General features: G+C 75.6%; 14 protein-coding genes and 2 pseudogenes. 4 read left to right on the top strand and 12 right to left on the bottom strand.

The window, feature by feature from the left end; genetic code table 11:
• Positions 1 to 41 precede the first annotated feature (41 nt).
• The 3 genes and pseudogenes from NOCJ54_RS30500 to NOCJ54_RS0107405 form a co-directional block, all read right to left on the bottom strand.
• Positions 42 to 1,283, bottom strand: a complete 1,242-nt coding sequence (locus NOCJ54_RS30500) for a PKD domain-containing protein (RefSeq protein ID WP_051485573.1) — start codon at positions 1,281 to 1,283, stop codon at positions 42 to 44.
• A gap of 34 nt (positions 1,284 to 1,317) precedes the next feature.
• Positions 1,318 to 2,133: pseudogene (locus tag NOCJ54_RS30675) on the bottom strand (RCC1 domain-containing protein); the annotation flags it as partial.
• A gap of 86 nt (positions 2,134 to 2,219) precedes the next feature.
• Positions 2,220 to 3,185, bottom strand: coding sequence for a LuxR C-terminal-related transcriptional regulator (locus NOCJ54_RS0107405; RefSeq protein WP_028654998.1), 966 nt, complete (start codon positions 3,183 to 3,185; stop codon positions 2,220 to 2,222).
• A gap of 238 nt (positions 3,186 to 3,423) precedes the next feature.
• Between NOCJ54_RS0107405 and NOCJ54_RS24395 the strand changes: the two genes are divergently transcribed.
• From NOCJ54_RS24395 to NOCJ54_RS30235, 4 genes and pseudogenes are all read left to right on the top strand, one after another.
• A complete protein-coding gene (locus NOCJ54_RS24395; RefSeq protein ID WP_232221702.1) occupies positions 3,424 to 4,632 on the top strand; it encodes a class I SAM-dependent methyltransferase in 1,209 nt (402 codons plus the stop codon).
• A 47-nt stretch (positions 4,633 to 4,679) separates the two neighbouring features.
• On the top strand, positions 4,680 to 5,768 hold the full coding sequence (locus NOCJ54_RS30225) for an alpha/beta fold hydrolase (RefSeq protein WP_232221703.1): 1,089 nt from the start codon (positions 4,680 to 4,682) through the stop codon (positions 5,766 to 5,768).
• Positions 5,686 to 6,333: pseudogene (locus NOCJ54_RS30230) on the top strand (hypothetical protein); the annotation flags it as partial. The gene NOCJ54_RS30225 and the pseudogene NOCJ54_RS30230, both read left to right, overlap by 83 nt.
• Positions 6,334 to 6,427: 94 nt before the next feature.
• On the top strand, positions 6,428 to 6,565 hold the full coding sequence (locus NOCJ54_RS30235) for a hypothetical protein (protein ID WP_232221704.1): 138 nt from the start codon (positions 6,428 to 6,430) through the stop codon (positions 6,563 to 6,565).
• 12 nt (positions 6,566 to 6,577) lie between these two features.
• On the opposite strand, the gene NOCJ54_RS0107420 is transcribed toward NOCJ54_RS30235, so the two are convergent.
• The 9 genes from NOCJ54_RS0107420 to NOCJ54_RS24410 all read right to left on the bottom strand — a co-directional run bounded on the left by NOCJ54_RS0107420 (position 6,578) and on the right by NOCJ54_RS24410 (position 14,255).
• Entirely contained in the window at positions 6,578 to 8,188 is a 1,611-nt protein-coding gene (locus NOCJ54_RS0107420; RefSeq protein ID WP_028654999.1) for a DNA polymerase Y family protein, read from the bottom strand.
• Positions 8,188 to 8,811 carry a hypothetical protein gene (locus NOCJ54_RS24405; protein ID WP_051485574.1) on the bottom strand — a complete coding sequence of 208 codons (624 nt, stop codon included), beginning with the start codon at positions 8,809 to 8,811 and terminating at the stop codon, positions 8,188 to 8,190. The genes NOCJ54_RS0107420 and NOCJ54_RS24405 overlap by 1 nt, the downstream gene beginning before the upstream one ends.
• A 54-nt stretch (positions 8,812 to 8,865) precedes the next feature.
• A complete protein-coding gene (locus NOCJ54_RS29380) occupies positions 8,866 to 9,039 on the bottom strand; it encodes a hypothetical protein (protein WP_157514819.1) in 174 nt (57 codons plus the stop codon).
• Positions 9,040 to 9,145: 106 nt separating this feature from the next.
• A complete protein-coding gene (gene der, locus NOCJ54_RS0107435; RefSeq protein ID WP_028655000.1) occupies positions 9,146 to 10,486 on the bottom strand; it encodes a ribosome biogenesis GTPase Der in 1,341 nt (446 codons plus the stop codon).
• On the bottom strand, positions 10,479 to 11,195 hold the full coding sequence (locus tag NOCJ54_RS0107440; protein WP_028655001.1) for a lysophospholipid acyltransferase family protein: 717 nt from the start codon (positions 11,193 to 11,195) through the stop codon (positions 10,479 to 10,481). The genes der and NOCJ54_RS0107440 overlap by 8 nt, the downstream gene beginning before the upstream one ends.
• Positions 11,192 to 11,869, bottom strand: coding sequence for a (d)CMP kinase (cmk, locus tag NOCJ54_RS0107445; RefSeq protein ID WP_315897785.1), 678 nt, complete (start codon positions 11,867 to 11,869; stop codon positions 11,192 to 11,194). Before cmk ends, NOCJ54_RS0107440 begins: the two co-directional genes overlap by 4 nt.
• Before the next feature lie 9 nt (positions 11,870 to 11,878).
• A complete protein-coding gene (locus NOCJ54_RS0107450; protein ID WP_232221705.1) occupies positions 11,879 to 12,955 on the bottom strand; it encodes a prephenate dehydrogenase in 1,077 nt (358 codons plus the stop codon).
• 18 nt (positions 12,956 to 12,973) lie between these two features.
• Complete coding sequence (locus NOCJ54_RS0107455) at positions 12,974 to 13,438, bottom strand: VOC family protein (RefSeq protein WP_232221706.1); 465 nt, start codon at positions 13,436 to 13,438, stop codon at positions 12,974 to 12,976.
• The gene (locus NOCJ54_RS24410; RefSeq protein WP_232221707.1) at positions 13,416 to 14,255 is read right to left on the bottom strand and encodes a helix-turn-helix domain-containing protein; all 840 of its coding nucleotides are present in this window, start codon (positions 14,253 to 14,255) and stop codon (positions 13,416 to 13,418) included. The genes NOCJ54_RS0107455 and NOCJ54_RS24410 overlap by 23 nt, the downstream gene beginning before the upstream one ends.
• Positions 14,256 to 14,268 lie beyond the last annotated feature (13 nt).

The following is a 14,268-nucleotide window of genomic DNA, read 5'->3' on the forward strand; positions in this document are numbered from 1 at the left end:
GGTCACCTCCGGTTGCGTGTCCTCGCAGGGTAGACCGGATCTCAGTCGGGGGCGACGACCACGGTCCAGGCGATCGCCTTGGCCGAGGACACGCTCGCGGTCGCCGAGCGGGCCGCCCGCGGACCAGCGGGCACCGGGCCGCCGTCCGCCACGACCGCGGACACCTGGCCGTTCCCGCTGCCGCCGCTGCTGGTCCGCCGCGCGGCGAGCCCGCCCGGGAGGGTCCACGTCGCCGTGGCGTTGATCTTGGTCGCCCACTGGTGGACGACGCGCGACCCGCTCGTCGCGACCGTCGTCGCCGGCGCGGCATGGCTGGTGCCGGAGCCGGTCTCGACCTGGGCGGTCGCGCTGGTGGCCGCGCCGCCGTCGTACACGACCAGGGTGGCGTCGACCTTGCTGGTGGCGTCGAACGTGACGCTCACCGTCGAGCCTGCAGTGCCGGCGACGGCGGTGCGGGTGTAGACCCACGAGCGCACGTCGGTGTCGCTGGCGGTGCCCAGCAGCGTCCAGCCGGCCGGGGTGGTGGCCGTGCCGAGCCGGTTGATGGTGACGAACAGGACGAGCACGTCGCCCACCTCCGTCGCCGCAGGTACGACGACCGGGGCCGTCGTGGAGTTGCGGTTCGTGCCGCTCGACGCCCGGTGGGTGACCGCCGTGCCGCCGGGGCTCGAGGTGGCGGTGACCTGGACGGTGGTCGCGGCGGTCGCGCCGTCGTCGTCGGTGACGGTCAGGCCGACGGTGTAGGTGCCTGCGGAGGCGTAGGTGTGGGTGGGGTTCGGGCCGGTGCCGGTGGTCCCGTCGCCGAAGGTCCACGACCAGCCGGTGACGGTGCCGTCGGTGTCGGTGGAGGTGGTGCCGGACAAGGAGCAGGCCAGCTGGTCGCACGACCCGGTGGCGCGGGCCACCGGCGGCTGGTTGGCCGGCGGCGTCCCGGTCGAGGAGATCGCGACGGAGAACTCGGCGCCGCCGCTGACCTTGCGGGCGTCGGCGAGCCCGGTCACGGTGACGGCGGACGCGCGGCTGGTCACGGTGCCGTCGCCCAGCTGTCCGGAGGTGTTGTGCCCCCACGCCCGCACGGTGCCGTCGGCGAGGGCGGCGAGGCCGTGGTCCCGCCCGGAGCCGATGCTGACCGCCCCGGTGACGCCCTGGACGAGGACCGGGCGGGTGCGCTGGGTCTTGGTGCCGTCGCCCAGCTCGTTGCGGTAGTTGCGCCCCCACGCGGCCACCTGCCCGTCCGCGCGCAGCGCGTAGGAGTGGTGCGCACCACCGGCGACCATCGTCATCCCGGTGGCCACCTGGACCGGCGTTGGTCCGGTCGGTGGTGGTGCCGTCGCCGAGCTGGCCGTAGGCGTTCCACCCCCAGGCCCACACCGAGCCGTCCGCCCGCAGTGCGAGGCCGTGGTCACGGCCGCCGGCGACCTGCACGACGTCGGTGAGGCTGCCGACCCGCACCGGGGTGGACCGGTTGGTGGTGGTGCCGTCGCCGAGCTGTCCGTCGCCGTTGAGGCCCCATGCCCACACGGATCCGTCAGTGCCGATGGCGTAGCTCATGTCGCGGCCGGCAGCGACGTACGCCCAGGTCCGGGTCCCGCCGATGCGGACGGGCCGGTTGCGCGTGGTGGTCGTGCCGTCGCCGAGCTGGCCGGCGTGGTTGTAGCCCCAGGTCCACAGTGACCCGTCGCTGCGCAGGGCGAGCGAGTGGTAGTGGCCGGTGGAGACCTGGACGACGTCTATGAGGCCGCTGACCGTCGCCGGCGTCGGGCTCCGGCCGCCGGTGGTACCGCCGCCCAGCTGGCCCATCTGGTTGCTGCCCCAGGTGACCACGGTGCCGCCGGCGCGCAGGGCGACGGCGTGCTCGCGGCCGGTGTGCACGTCGACCGCATCGGTCAGTCCGCTCACCGGCGCGGCGAGGCGGTGCGCCGTGGTGGTGCCGTCGCCGAGCTCGCCGAAGGCGTTGCCGCCCCACGCCCGGACCGTGCCCGGGGGCACCGGGGAGGGTGCGGACTCGGCCGCGGGGAGGGGGCCGGCGACGAGCGCCGCGACGAGGGCGACGAGGAGGCAGGTGACGCCGAGGACGAGGGTCAGCAACCGCGAGCGCTCCGGGTCGCGGCGACCCCACGGTGCCAGGTGCATGGCCGTTCCTCCCTCGTGCTCCCTGCCCCGAGGCTAGGAAGCCTGCGGACGCCCCGCGTCATCCAGATTGGGCACCTTCGAGGCGTTCAGGCGTCGGCCACCGCCGCCGCGAGCTCGGCCCGTGAGCGGACGCCGAGCTTCGTGTAGACCTTGCGCAGGTGGTACTCCACGGTCTTCGGGCTGAGGAAGAGGGCGGCCGCGGCCTCGCGGGTGGTGCGCCCGTCGGACAGCAGCAGCGCTACCTGCAGCTCCTGCGGGGTCAGCGCCGCGACCCCGCCCAGCGCGCGCTCGGGGACCCGCTCCCCGGTCAGGTCGAGCTCGGTCGCGGCGAGGTCGGCCCACGGCTCGGCGCCGAGGTCGGCGAAGCCCGCGAGGGCGGCGCGGAGGTGCTCGCGGGCGTCGACCCGGCGACCGGTCCGGCGCAGCCGCTCGCCGTACGCCAGCTCCGTGCGGGCCGCCTCGAACAGGTCCGGGGTGTCGCGGTGCAGCACCAGTGCCTCGGCGAACAGGTCGTCGAAGTCGTCGGCGACCATCGCGCTCGCGCGCCGGGCCCGGGCGGCCGCCCACGGCTGCCCCTTGGCGTCGGCCGCCGCGAGGTGCGGCGGCACCAGCAGCCCAGCCTCCTCGGCCCGCCCGAGGCGCACCAGCGCCGCCACCAGCTCCGGCACGGGCGAGATGTCCGGGTCGGCCATCTCGTGCTGCGACTGCAGCTCCTCCGCCTCCCGCAGCGACACCAGCGCGGCGCCGGGATCCGGCGCCGCGAGGGCCAGGTCGCCGAGCGCAAGCAGGCACCAGACCTCCGCTGCGCGGATGTCCCGGCTGCGGGCGAGGCGGCGCGCCTCCCCGGCGTGCGCCCGGCACTCCTCCGCGCGCCCGGTGCGCGCCTCCAGCCAGGCCAGGCCCGCCAGGCACATGGCGAGCTCCGCGGTCTGGCCGGTGTCGCGCGCCAGCCGGATCGCCTCGGTGTAGTCCGCCGCGGCACGGCGCCAGCCGTCGCTCGTCGCGCCGTCGCGAGAGACCTGGAAGAGCAGCCCCCGGCAGGGCGCCGACACCGGCCCGGTCCCGGGCCTCGGCGACCCGCTTGCGCAGCTCGTGCCCGGTGCCGACGTCGCGGATGAACAGCGGCGCGTACATCAACCACGAGGACCCGCGGGGGTCGACCGCGAGCCCCGGCTCCTCCGCGAGCAGGGGTACGGCGGCGCGCAGCTCCGCCATCCCGCCGGTCCCGGCGAGCACCCTGGCCACACCGAGCGCCAGGGTGCCCAGCGCCCGGGCCCGACGGGTGGTGGCGTGCGCCAGCGCGGCCGTCACCTCGTCCACCAGGCGCCGGCTGACGGCTCCGTCGCCGAGGAAGAAGTTGGCGTGCATGGCCTCGGCCAGGAGCAGCACCCGCTCGTCGACGTCGTCGACGGCGTCCGCGGCCTCCTCGAGCAGGGCGATCCCGTCCTGCAGGGAGCCGCTGCGCACCGCGATGGTCGCCCGCAGCGCCAGCACCCGGGGCTCCCCGGCGGCGCCGTCGAGCAGGGCCAGGGCCCGGCGCGGGAGCCCCGCGCTCCAGGCCGTCTCCGCCGCCGTCAGCAGGCGGGCGTCCCGGTCGCCGCCGCGAGTGCTGAGGAGCCCTACGCCCGCGAGTGGCTCAACGCCCAGGCCGCAGGCGGTTACGTCGCCTACGACCCCGCCACCACCACCTACACGCTGCCGCCGGAGCAGGCGGTCGCCCTCACCGTCGAGGACAGCCCCGCCTTCCTGCCGGGCTTCTTCCAGATCGCGCTCGGCACCGTGCACGACACCGCCGACGTCATCGAGGCGGCCCGCAGCGGCGCCGGAGTCGGGTGGCACGAGCACGACACCGACGTCCACGTCGGCTGCGAGCGGTTCTTCCGGCCGAGCTACCACGCGCACCTCGTCGCCGAGTGGTTGCCCGCGCTCGACGGTGTGGTCGACCGGCTCCAGCAGGGCACGACCGTCGCCGACGTCGGCTGCGGGCACGGCGCCTCGACCATCCTGATGGCGCAGGCCTTCCCCGCCTCGCGCTTCGTCGGCTCCGACTACCACCCCGAGTCGATCGCGGTCGCCCGGGAGCGGGCCGCCGCCGCAGGCGTCGCGGACCGGGTGAGCTTCGAGGTGGCTCCGGCCGACGGCTTCACCGGCGAGGGCTACGGACTGGTCACCATGTTCGACTGCCTGCACGACATGGGCGACCCCGTGGGCGCCGCCCGGCACGTGCGCAGCCGGCTGGCCGACGACGGCACCTGGATGGTGGTCGAGCCGATGGCCGGTGACCGCGTCGAGGACAACCTCAACCCGGTGGGCCGCGCCTACCACGGGTTCTCGACCCTGCTGTGCACGCCGTCCTCGCTCTCGCAGGACGTCGGGCTGGCCTTGGGCACCCAGGCCGGACCGGGACGGATCGCCGCAGTCACGACCGCGGGCGGCTTCACCCGGTTCTCGCGGGTGGCGACGACGCCGTTCAACCAGGTCTTCGAGGTCAGGCCCTGACGGCGGGCCCGGTCAGGAGCACACTGGACGACGAGGGAGGCGGACCCATGGCGAGCAACCAGCCGACAGGCCAGCAGGCGGGCGTGGCACGGCACCGCCCGTGCCCACCGGACCGCTCCGGCGTGGTCGTGCGTGACGGCGTGGAGATCGCCTGGGACGTGCACGACGGCCCCGACGGCCCAGACGGTGGTGCCGCCGGGAGCAGGTCGACGATCCTGCTGCTGCCGACGTGGACCATCGTCGACTCGCGGATCTGGAAGCTGCAGGTGCCCTGGCTGGCACGCCACCACCGGGTGGTGACCTTCGACGGGCGCGGGTCGGGCCGCTCGGGCAGCCCGACGGGCGTGGCGGCGTACACCGACGCGGCCTACGCCGCCGACGCCCTGGCCGTGCTCGACGCCACCGGCACCGAGCGGGCGCTGGTGGTGGGCTTCTCCTGCGGGGCCGCGTGGGCCGTCCACCTCGCGGCCGGCCACCCCGAGCGGGTGGCCGGCCTGGTCGCGATCGCACCGTCCTGTGGGCTGTCGGTGCCCAGCCCGGCCCGCGACAAGTTCGCCTTCGACGCGCGCCTCGACAGCAACCGCGGCTGGGCGAAGTACAACGAGCACCACTGGCTGGGCGGCGGGTACGACGACTTCGTCGACTTCTTCGCCCACCAGATGCACCACGAGCCGCACTCGACGAAGCAGCGCGAGGACTTCGTCGCCTGGGCCTCGGAGACCGACCCGGCGACCCTGGTCGACACGGTCGCCGGTCGGCTCGGCCTGCACGGCGCCGAGGCCACCCCGCTGGAGCCGCTGTGTGCCCGGGTGCAGTGCCCGGTCCTCGTGGTCCACGGCACCGACGACAAGGTGCGCCCGGCGGCCATCGGCCGCCGGCTGGCCGAGCTCACCGGCGGCTCGCTGGTCCTGATGGACGGCGTCGGGCACGCCCCGCCCGCACGGGAACCGGTCCGGGTCAACCACCTCATCGGCGAGCTCGCCGACCGGGTCTTCCCGCGCCCGGTGACGACGACCTGGACCCGCGCACGGGATCGGGGAGGACAGGTAGAGCATGCGCGGGCGACGAGGCGTGGGAGGTCGACCACTTCCTGCACGAGAACCCCGAGCTCAAGAGGTTCCCGTTCGCGTGGATGACCGACTTCGTCGGCTGGCTGCCGATGCCCGACGGTGGCGAGGCGGAAGCCGCGCTGACCGCCGACCACAACGCCGAGATGCTCGAGCAGCGCGAGCGCTACCGGCACCTGCGCGACCGGTCGGTCTTCGTCGGCAACCCCGGCGACGTCGTCGACGCCTCCTCGGCCCCGGCCTGCCGGGGATCCGGGAGTGGACGCAGGCGCACTTCGACTTCTGCGGCTACGTCCCCGGCTCCGCGCCGCCGACCGAGGAGGAGTCGGCCCGGCTGCGGTCCTCGCTCGGCTACGGCGAGGAGGACGTGGTCTGCCTGGTCACCGTCGGCGGGTCGGGCGTCGGCACGTCGCTGCTGCGACGGGTGCTCGACGCCGTCCCGCTGGCCCGGCGCCTGGTGCCGGGGCTGCACTTCCTCGTGGTCTGCGGACCGCGCATCGACCCGTCGTCGCTCCCCCGGCGCCGCGGGGTGCGGGTCCGGGGCTACCTGCCCGACCTGTACCGCCACCTCGCGGCCTGCGACCTCGCGGTCGTGCAGGGCGGCCTGACCACCTGCATGGAGCTGACCGCGAGCAGGCGGCCGTTCCTCTACGTCCCGCTGCGCCACCACTTCGAGCAGAACTTCCACGTGCGCCACCGCCTCGAGCAGTACGGCGCCCGGGCGGTGCGTGCCCTACGAGGACGCCAGCGACCCGGACCTGCTCGCCGAGGCGATCGCCAAGACGGTGCACGAACAGGTGCACTACCGCCCGGTCGAGACCGACGGCGCCGCCCGCGCGGCCGACCTGCTCGCGGCGCTGCTCTAGGCCTGCGCGGGCTCAGTCGTAGGCGCCCTCCACCTCCCAGCCGCCCGCGCTGCGCCAGCGCAGCAGCCACGCCCGGCCGTCCACCCCGACGACCTGGAAGCGGGCGGCCCGGCCGCCGCTGCCCGGCCCGAGCCACCAGGACTCGTCGACCGGCCACGGCCCCGCCCACGCCGCCACCGGGTGCCAGTGCACGCCGACCCGGAACCGCCACGGCTCGCCGGTCACCCGGCCCCGGTCGGTGACCGCGACGACCACCCCGGCCTCGTCGACGACCTCGGCCTCCGGAGCCTCGGCGAAGACCCGGCTCGGCGCCGGCCCGGGCAGCCGGCCCGGCCACGGCCGGTCGACCGGGCGCAGGCCGACCGGTCGCTCGCCCCACGGCACCAGCGCCTGCCGGTCGGCCGGGCCGCGACCGCCCTGCCGGACGGGGACCCGCACGGCGTCGTACCCGACCATGGCCTGGACCCGGGCCACCCCGCGCACGACCTGGTCGTCGGCGCCGCCGCCCCACAGGCCGTCGACGTGGGCGCCGGCCGGCTCGACGGTGTCGGGCAGGAACCGGACCAGGGTCACCGGGGAGGTGATCGTCTCCCCCGTCGACTTGCGGCTGCGCAGCCCGGAGCTCGCCATCCCTGCCTGCAGCTGCCAGTGCACCCGGTCGACGAGGTCGCGCGAGGTGAAGCAGCGCGGGTGCAACCAGGTGCGTGCCGAGACGCCGTCCTCGAACTCGGCCTCGATGCGCACCCCGGTCGCGACGAGCTGGCGCTCGGAGAGGCCGGCGACGAAGCGCTCCGCGGTGGTGCGCACGCTGAAGGTGACCGCCTCCGCGGAGTCGAGAGGAGGCTCGAAGGAGATCTCGCAGGCCAGCTCCGGCGGCGGGGTGCGCGAGGCCAGCCGGGTGACCTCCTCGCCCTGCACCCGGCGCCACACCTCGACGCCGTAGGCGCCGAACCGGTTGCTGACCGAGGCGGGCGAGAGCGCGGCGAAGTCGCCGAGCAGGACCAGGCCCAGCCGGCGCAGCAGGTCGGCCAGCTCGGCCCCCTCGGGGCCGTCGTCGGCGAGCACCGTCACCGGCAGCCCGCGCAGGAACTCCGCCGATCCGCCGGCCGGGACGACCAGGCACCCCTGGGGGTCGGCACGGCGCGCGGCCCGCTCGGCGGCGTACAGGTCGTCGGCGGCACCGAAGCGGCAGTCCCACACCCCGGCGTCGACGAGGTGCTCGGCCAGCACCGCAGCGGCCGCCTCCTCCCCGCCGACTCCCCCGCGCGCGAAGAACCGGCCAGGCGCCGGCAGCGCCATCAGCCCGGGACGCAGCGGCGCGACACCGGGACGCACCTCCTCCACCGCGGCGAGCACCGGCTCGAACCAGCGGGCGTCCCGGTCCGGGCTGGCCGGGAGCAGCACCACGTCGGGGCAGCGGGCCTGGGCGTCGCGGCGACGCTGGCCGCGGCGTACTCCCTCGGCCCGGGCGGTGGCGTTGCAGACGACCACCCGGTTGTTCGCCAGGACGACGGCCGGAGCGGCCACGTCGTGCGGCGGGTCGTCCTCGTCGCGGCCGTCGGCGAGCTCGAGCAGCCCCGCCGTCACCGACCAGTCGGGGCACCACACCACCATGGTCCGCATCAGGCGACCTCGCCGTCCCCGAGCACCACCTCGGCGCGTGCCGGCACCCGCCCGCCACCGCGGGCGACGAGCTCCACGTGGCGCTCGCGCAGCCGGCCGCGCCCGGCGCCGATGCCCAGCCACGTGCTCCGCTCGGCGCTCAGCCGCAGCTCGCAACGCGGCCAGTCGCCCTGGACGACGAGCACGCCGGCGCGAGCGCGCAGCCGGGCGTCGAGGATGCTCGCCGACTTGGCGTCGACCTGGCCGGGTGGGCGCAGCACGACCACCTTGAGCACGTCGACGAGGGCGGCGGTGACCTCCAGCCAGTGCTCCCCCGGCGCCGGCACCAGCACGGTGCGGGACAGGTCGATGCCCCACTGGTGGGCGGCCTCGACGCCGAAGTCGTCCCAGCCGGCGAAGCCGACCCACTCCCCGGCCCGGGAGGCGCCCGCGGCCAGGGCCATGCCGAGGCTGGCCGAGTCGACGGCGTAGACGCCGCCGGTGCGCAGCTGGACCAGGCCTTCGAGCACCGGGTGGGTGGGCACGGCGAGCCGGGTCGGGCCTCCCTGGAGCGCCTGGATCCGGCCGCGGAGGTGGTCGACCAGCTCCGCGGCGTCCAGGGACTCGAGGGGGTGGACGCTCACCGGTCCATGTTCGAACATTTGTTCGAACTGCGCAAGTGGACGGTGCCCCCGGCGCTACCTCCGGCGGGCGATCACCTCGACGAGGTCGACCACCCCCAGCACCACGAGCACGACGCCCAGCGGCTGGCCGCGGAACCACCCCCACTCGTGGTCGGGGAGGGTCAGGGCGAGCACCGCGCCGATGGTCACGAGCGCGATCCCGAGGAGGGTCTGCGTGACGGTGGACATGACTCCATCGTCACGCCCGCCACCGCACGGCACATCCGACCCGGGGCTGGACCTCGCGCGAGCGCCCCCGACGAAGGTCGGGGGTCCGCCAACGTCCCGGGGAGCGTCAGCGACGCCCGCGCTTCTCCCGCGGCTGCACCTTGATCTCGATCGGGGTGCCGACGAAGCCGAACTCCTCGCGCAGGCGCCGCTCGATGAACCGTTCGTAGCCCTGGTCGAGCTTGCCGGTGGTGAACAGCTTGAACACCGGCGGCGCGGTCGAGACCTGGCTGCCGAACAGGATGCGCGGCTGCTTGCCGCCACGCACCGGGTGCGGGTGCTCGGCGACGACACGCCCGAGGAAGGAGTTGAGGGCGCCGGTCGAGACCCGGGTCTCCCACCCCTCGATGGCGCGGTGCAGCGCCGGGACGATCCGGTCGATGTGCCACCCGGTGCGCGCGGTGATGTTGATCCGCGGCGCCCACTGGACCTGCACGAGGTCGCGCTCGATCTCGCGGTCGAGGTAGTAGCGGCGCTCGGCGTCGACGAGGTCCCACTTGTTGAAGGCGATGACGAGCGCCTTGCCGGCCTCGCGCACCTCCTGCAGGATCCGCAGGTCCTGCTCGGCGATGGACTCGTTGCCGGCGAGCACCAGCACGCACACCTCGGCCCGCTCGATGGCGGTGGAGGTGCGCAGCCAGGCGTAGTACTCGTGGCCCGAGGCCTCCTTGACCCGCTTGCGGATGCCGGCGGTGTCGATGAAGCGCCAGGTCTCGCCGCCGAGCTCGACGAGCTCGTCGACCGGGTCGACGGTGGTGCCGGCGACGTTGTCGACGACGACACGGTCCTCGCCGGCGAGCTGGTTGAGCAGCGAGGACTTGCCGACGTTCGGGCGTCCGACGATGGCGATCCGGCGGGGACCGCCGATCTCCTCCTCGGCCAGCTCCGGCGCCTCGGGCAGCACGGCGAGCACGGCGTCGAGCAGGTCGCCGGAGCCGCGCCCGTGCAGGGCGGAGACCGGGAACGGCTCGCCGAGGCCCAGGTTCCACAGGCCGAAGGCCTCGGCCTCGGCGCGCTCGTCGTCGACCTTGTTGGCGGCCAGCACGACCGGCTTCCCGGACTTGCGCAGCACCCGCACGACCGCCTCGTCGGCGTCGGTGATGCCGACGGCGGCGTCGACCACGAACAGCACGGCGTCGGCCAGGCCGACGGCGATCTCGGCCTGCGCCTTGATCATCGCGGCCATGCCGCGGGCGTCGGGGTCCCAGCCACCGGTGTCGACGACGGTGAACGCGCGACCGTTCCACTCCGCGTCGTACGACACCCGGTCACGGGTCACGCCGGGGACGTCCTCGACGACCGCCTCACGGCGGCCGAGGATGCGGTTGACCAGGGTCGACTTGCCGACGTTCGGCCGGCCGACGACGGCCAGGACCGGGACCACCCCGGTCGGGGCAGCTTCACTCATCACGATCTCCTTGCGGGAGCGGGCCCGGCAGGCTCCGCCCCGTCTCCTCGAGCGCGTCGGCGAGCCCGCTGCGCATGTGTGCGCGCAGGGCAGCCGACGTCAGGCGTACATGATCCCTCGTCCGGGGCCACGACACCGCATCGACGGGCATCGGGTGCCCCACCACGACGTCGAGGCGGGCGCCGCGCGGCGGCAGCGAGCTGCTCGTCCCGCCCGGTTCGCGGGTGCCGAGGAAGGTCAGCGGTACGACGGGCGCGCCGGTCACCAGCGCCAGGTAGGCCGCGCCGCTGCGGAAGGTCGTCAGGTCCCCCGGGCCGCGGGTGCCCTCGGGGAACACGCCGACCGCGCGGCCCTCCCGGAGCACCCGCACCGCGGTACGCACCGCCGCCGGGTCGGCGTTGGTCCGGTCGAGCGGGATCTGCCCGGAGCGGCGCAGGAACCAGCCGAGGGCGCCGTCGAACATCTCGAGCTTGGTCAGCGCGTGCACCGGTCGCGGGGCGAAGATCGCCATCAGCGGGCCGTCGACGAAGCCGACGTGGTTGCCGGCCACGACGACCGGCCCCTCGGCCGGGAACCGTTCGGGGTGGTGCACCCGCACGTCGTACCACCGCCGGATGAGCCAGCGGGCCGGCGGGCGACCACGCTCGAGCAGGCGGTGGGACGGTGCCGCGACCCGGTCCGAGCGCGGCGCCAGCAGGTGCGCGCTCACACGCGCTCCATCACCAGGCCCACCACCGTGTCGATGACCTCCTCGAGGGTCAGGTCGGTGGAGTCGACGTGCACGGCTCCCTCGACCATGGTCAGCGGCGCCACGGCGCGGCCGGAGTCGATCTGGTCGCGGGCGAGCAGCGAGGCCTCGGTGGCCGCGACGTCGGCGCCACCGTTCTCGAGCGCACGGCGGGCGGCGCGGGCGGCCGGGTCGGCGGTCAGGTAGACCTTGACCTCGGCGTCGGGGCAGACCACCGATCCGATGTCGCGGCCCTCGACCACGATGCCGCCGGCGCCGACGATCTCGCGCTGCAGCTCGACCAGCCGGGTGCGGACCTCCGGCACGGCACTGACCGGCGAGACCGCGCCGTTGACCTCGTCACTGCGGATCTCGACCGACACGTCGGTGCCGTCGACGGCGATAGTCGGGCCGGCCGGGTCGGTGCCGGACTCGATGACCGGGGCCTGGGCGTGCGCGGCGACGGCGGTCGCGTCGTGGACGTCGACGCCGTTGCGCAGCATCCACCACGTCATCGCGCGGTACTGCGCGCCGGTGTCGAGGTAGCGCAGGCCGAGCCGCTGGGCGACGCCGCGGCAGGTGCTCGACTTGCCGGAGCCGGAGGTCCCGTCGACGGCCACCACCACGTTCATCGGGACATCGCTGCGCTCGGTCACGGCCGAAGACTACCGGTGGGTCTCCCAGCCCCTCGACTCGAGCGCCGCCCGCAGCTGCTCGGCGTGGTCGGCGACCACGTCGAGCTCGACGAGGCCGACCGGACGGCCCGGGTCGTGGTCGATGCGCACGTCCTCGATGTTGACGCCGCTGGCGCCGGCGTCGGCGAACAGGCGGGCGAGCTCGCCCGGGTGGTCCGGCACGGAGACCCGCACGGCCTCCATCGGCTCCGGTGCCGCACCGTGCTTGCCGGGGATGGCACGGGTGCCGGCCTGGCCGTAGCCGAGCAGGGACTCGAGGCCGACCCGGTCACCGGCTGCGACGGCCTCGAGGACCAGGTCCAGCCGGGCGCGGACCTCGGTGAGCAGGGCCGCGACCTCGCGGGCGTTGCCGCCGATGATCTGGCTGTAGAGGCGCGGGTCGCCGCCCGCCACCCGGGTGACGTCGCGCACGCCGGTGCCGGAGAGCGCGAGGTGCTCCGGCGGTGCGGCGGCGAGCGTGCCGGCGACGAGCGAGGCCATCAGGTGCGGGACGTGGGACGTGCGCGCCACCGCGCGGTCGTGCTCGACCGGGTTGAGCTGCACCGGGACCGCGCCGCAGAGGCGCACGAGCGCGTCCACGACCCGGGTCGCCCGTGGGGAGGCACCGGGGCCGGGCGTGACCGCCCACGGGCGCCCGTCGAAGAGCGCGGCGCTGGCGGTCAGCGGGCCGGAGTACTCGGTGCCGGCCATCGGGTGGGAGCCGACGTAGCGGCTCACCGCCGGGTGGGCGGCCACGGCGTCGAGCGGGGGCGCCTTCACGCTGCCGACGTCGGTGACGACGGTGTCGGGGCCGGCGGAGTCGAGCGCGGCGGCGATCGCGGGGCCCAGCGCGTCGGGCGGTACGGCGACCACGACCAGCTGCGGCACGTCGTCCGGCGTGCGGGCGCGGCCGGCGCCGAGCCCGGTGGCGGTGCGCAGGTGGTCGGGCGCGGTGTCGGTCAGCAGCACCTCGAGTCCCGCGCGGCGGCAGGCCAGCGCGATCGACGTACCGATGAGGCCGGTGCCGACGATCTCGACCGGACCCGTCAGCACGCTCGACCCATCCACGCGGGCAAGGTTAGGCGATCACGATCCGGCCCCCGCGCCCGGCTGGTAGGAGCCGAACGACCAGTGGTTGCCCTCCAGGTCCCGCACGCTGCCGCCCCGGCCGCCGTAGTCCTGGTCGACCACGGGCCGCTCCACGGTGGCCCCCGCCGCGACGGCGGCGTCCACGACCGCGTCGGGGTCGTCGGTGACCACGTAGACCGCGCCCGAGCCCGGCGGCTGCAGCGGGCTGTCGTCACGGACCGATCCGAACATCAGCCCGCCCCCGCCGGGCCACAGCCACTCCGCGTGCACGACCGCGCCGGTCTCGTCGCGGTGGGTCGCGTGCTCGACGAACCCGACGGCGCACAGCCAGTCGAGCATCGCGGCGACGTCGCGGTACTGCACAGCCGGCCACATCCGGACCGCAGCGGCGAGGGTGCTGGTGTCGGTGCTGGTGTCAGTGCTGGTGTCAGTGCTGGTGTCAGGGGTGCTCGATGTGCTCATGCCCCGAGCCTGCCGCGCCGGCCTCCCCGCGGTCTTGGACGAACGGGAACTCCTCGCGCAGCCAGGTGGTCGGCGTGCACCCCGTCAGGGCTCGCCACTCCCGGGCGAGGTGCGCCTGGTCGGCGTACCCGCAGGTGGCGGCGACCTCAGCCAGCGGTCGGTGGCCCAGCAGGCCCCGGGTGTGCTGCAGCCGGGCCACCCGCTGGAAGTCCTTCGGCGCCAGCCCGGTCTCGGCGCGCACCAGCGTGCCGAGGCGGCGCCGGCTGTAGCCGACCTCGTCGGCCACCTCCGCCACCCGCCGGCCCGCGGTGAGCCGGGCCAGGGCGTGGGCGACCTCCGCGCGGGGCGCGGCGTCTCCCCCGCCGGCAGCGAGGTCGGCGAGGCAGCGGTCGACCAGCGCGACCCGCGTGCGCCAGTCGGGTACGGCGTGCAGCCGCTCCGGCAGGGCCCGCAGCGGTGCGGGGACGGCCGCCTCGTCGAGGTCGGTCAGCGCCCCGGCCAGGTCGGCCGCGGGGCGGCCGAGCAGGACGCGGGCGCCCTCGACGGTGAGGGCCAGCTGGACACCGCGCTGGCTGCCGCCGTGGTGCACCAGCGCCGGCCGGGCGTGCAACCCGGACAGGGACGAGGCCGCGCCGTGGAGGCTGTCCGGCTGCCCGGCCCACGCGACCCGCAGCGGCTCGTCGAGCGGCAGCACGAGGGTGAGGGTGGTCGAGGGCAGCCCGCGGTGCACGCCGGGCGCGCCGAACACGACGTCGTAGGGGACCCGCGCCGCGACGTGGCGTCGCAGCGCCGGCGGGACCGGCGGGACCGGGATCACCCGACCCACGGTA

It is taken from the genome of Nocardioides sp. J54 (genome assembly GCF_000519005.1).
In the GTDB taxonomy this organism is placed as follows: Bacteria; Actinomycetota; Actinomycetes; order Propionibacteriales; family Nocardioidaceae; genus Nocardioides.

Excerpts from the sequence above, each read along its gene's own strand:
- NOCJ54_RS0107455 (WP_232221706.1), bottom strand. The coding sequence starts at position 13,438 with ATGAGCACATCGAGCACCCCTGACACCAGCACTGACACCAGCACTGAC.
- NOCJ54_RS0107420 (WP_028654999.1), bottom strand. The coding sequence starts at position 8,188 with ATGCGGACCATGGTGGTGTGGTGCCCCGACTGGTCGGTGACGGCGGGG.
- NOCJ54_RS30225 (WP_232221703.1), top strand. The coding sequence starts at position 4,680 with ATGGCGAGCAACCAGCCGACAGGCCAGCAGGCGGGCGTGGCACGGCAC.
- NOCJ54_RS29380 (WP_157514819.1), bottom strand. The coding sequence starts at position 9,039 with ATGTCCACCGTCACGCAGACCCTCCTCGGGATCGCGCTCGTGACCATC.
- NOCJ54_RS30500 (WP_051485573.1), bottom strand. The coding sequence starts at position 1,283 with ATGACGATGGTCGCCGGTGGTGCGCACCACTCCTACGCGCTGCGCGCG.
- der (WP_028655000.1), bottom strand. The coding sequence starts at position 10,486 with ATGAGTGAAGCTGCCCCGACCGGGGTGGTCCCGGTCCTGGCCGTCGTC.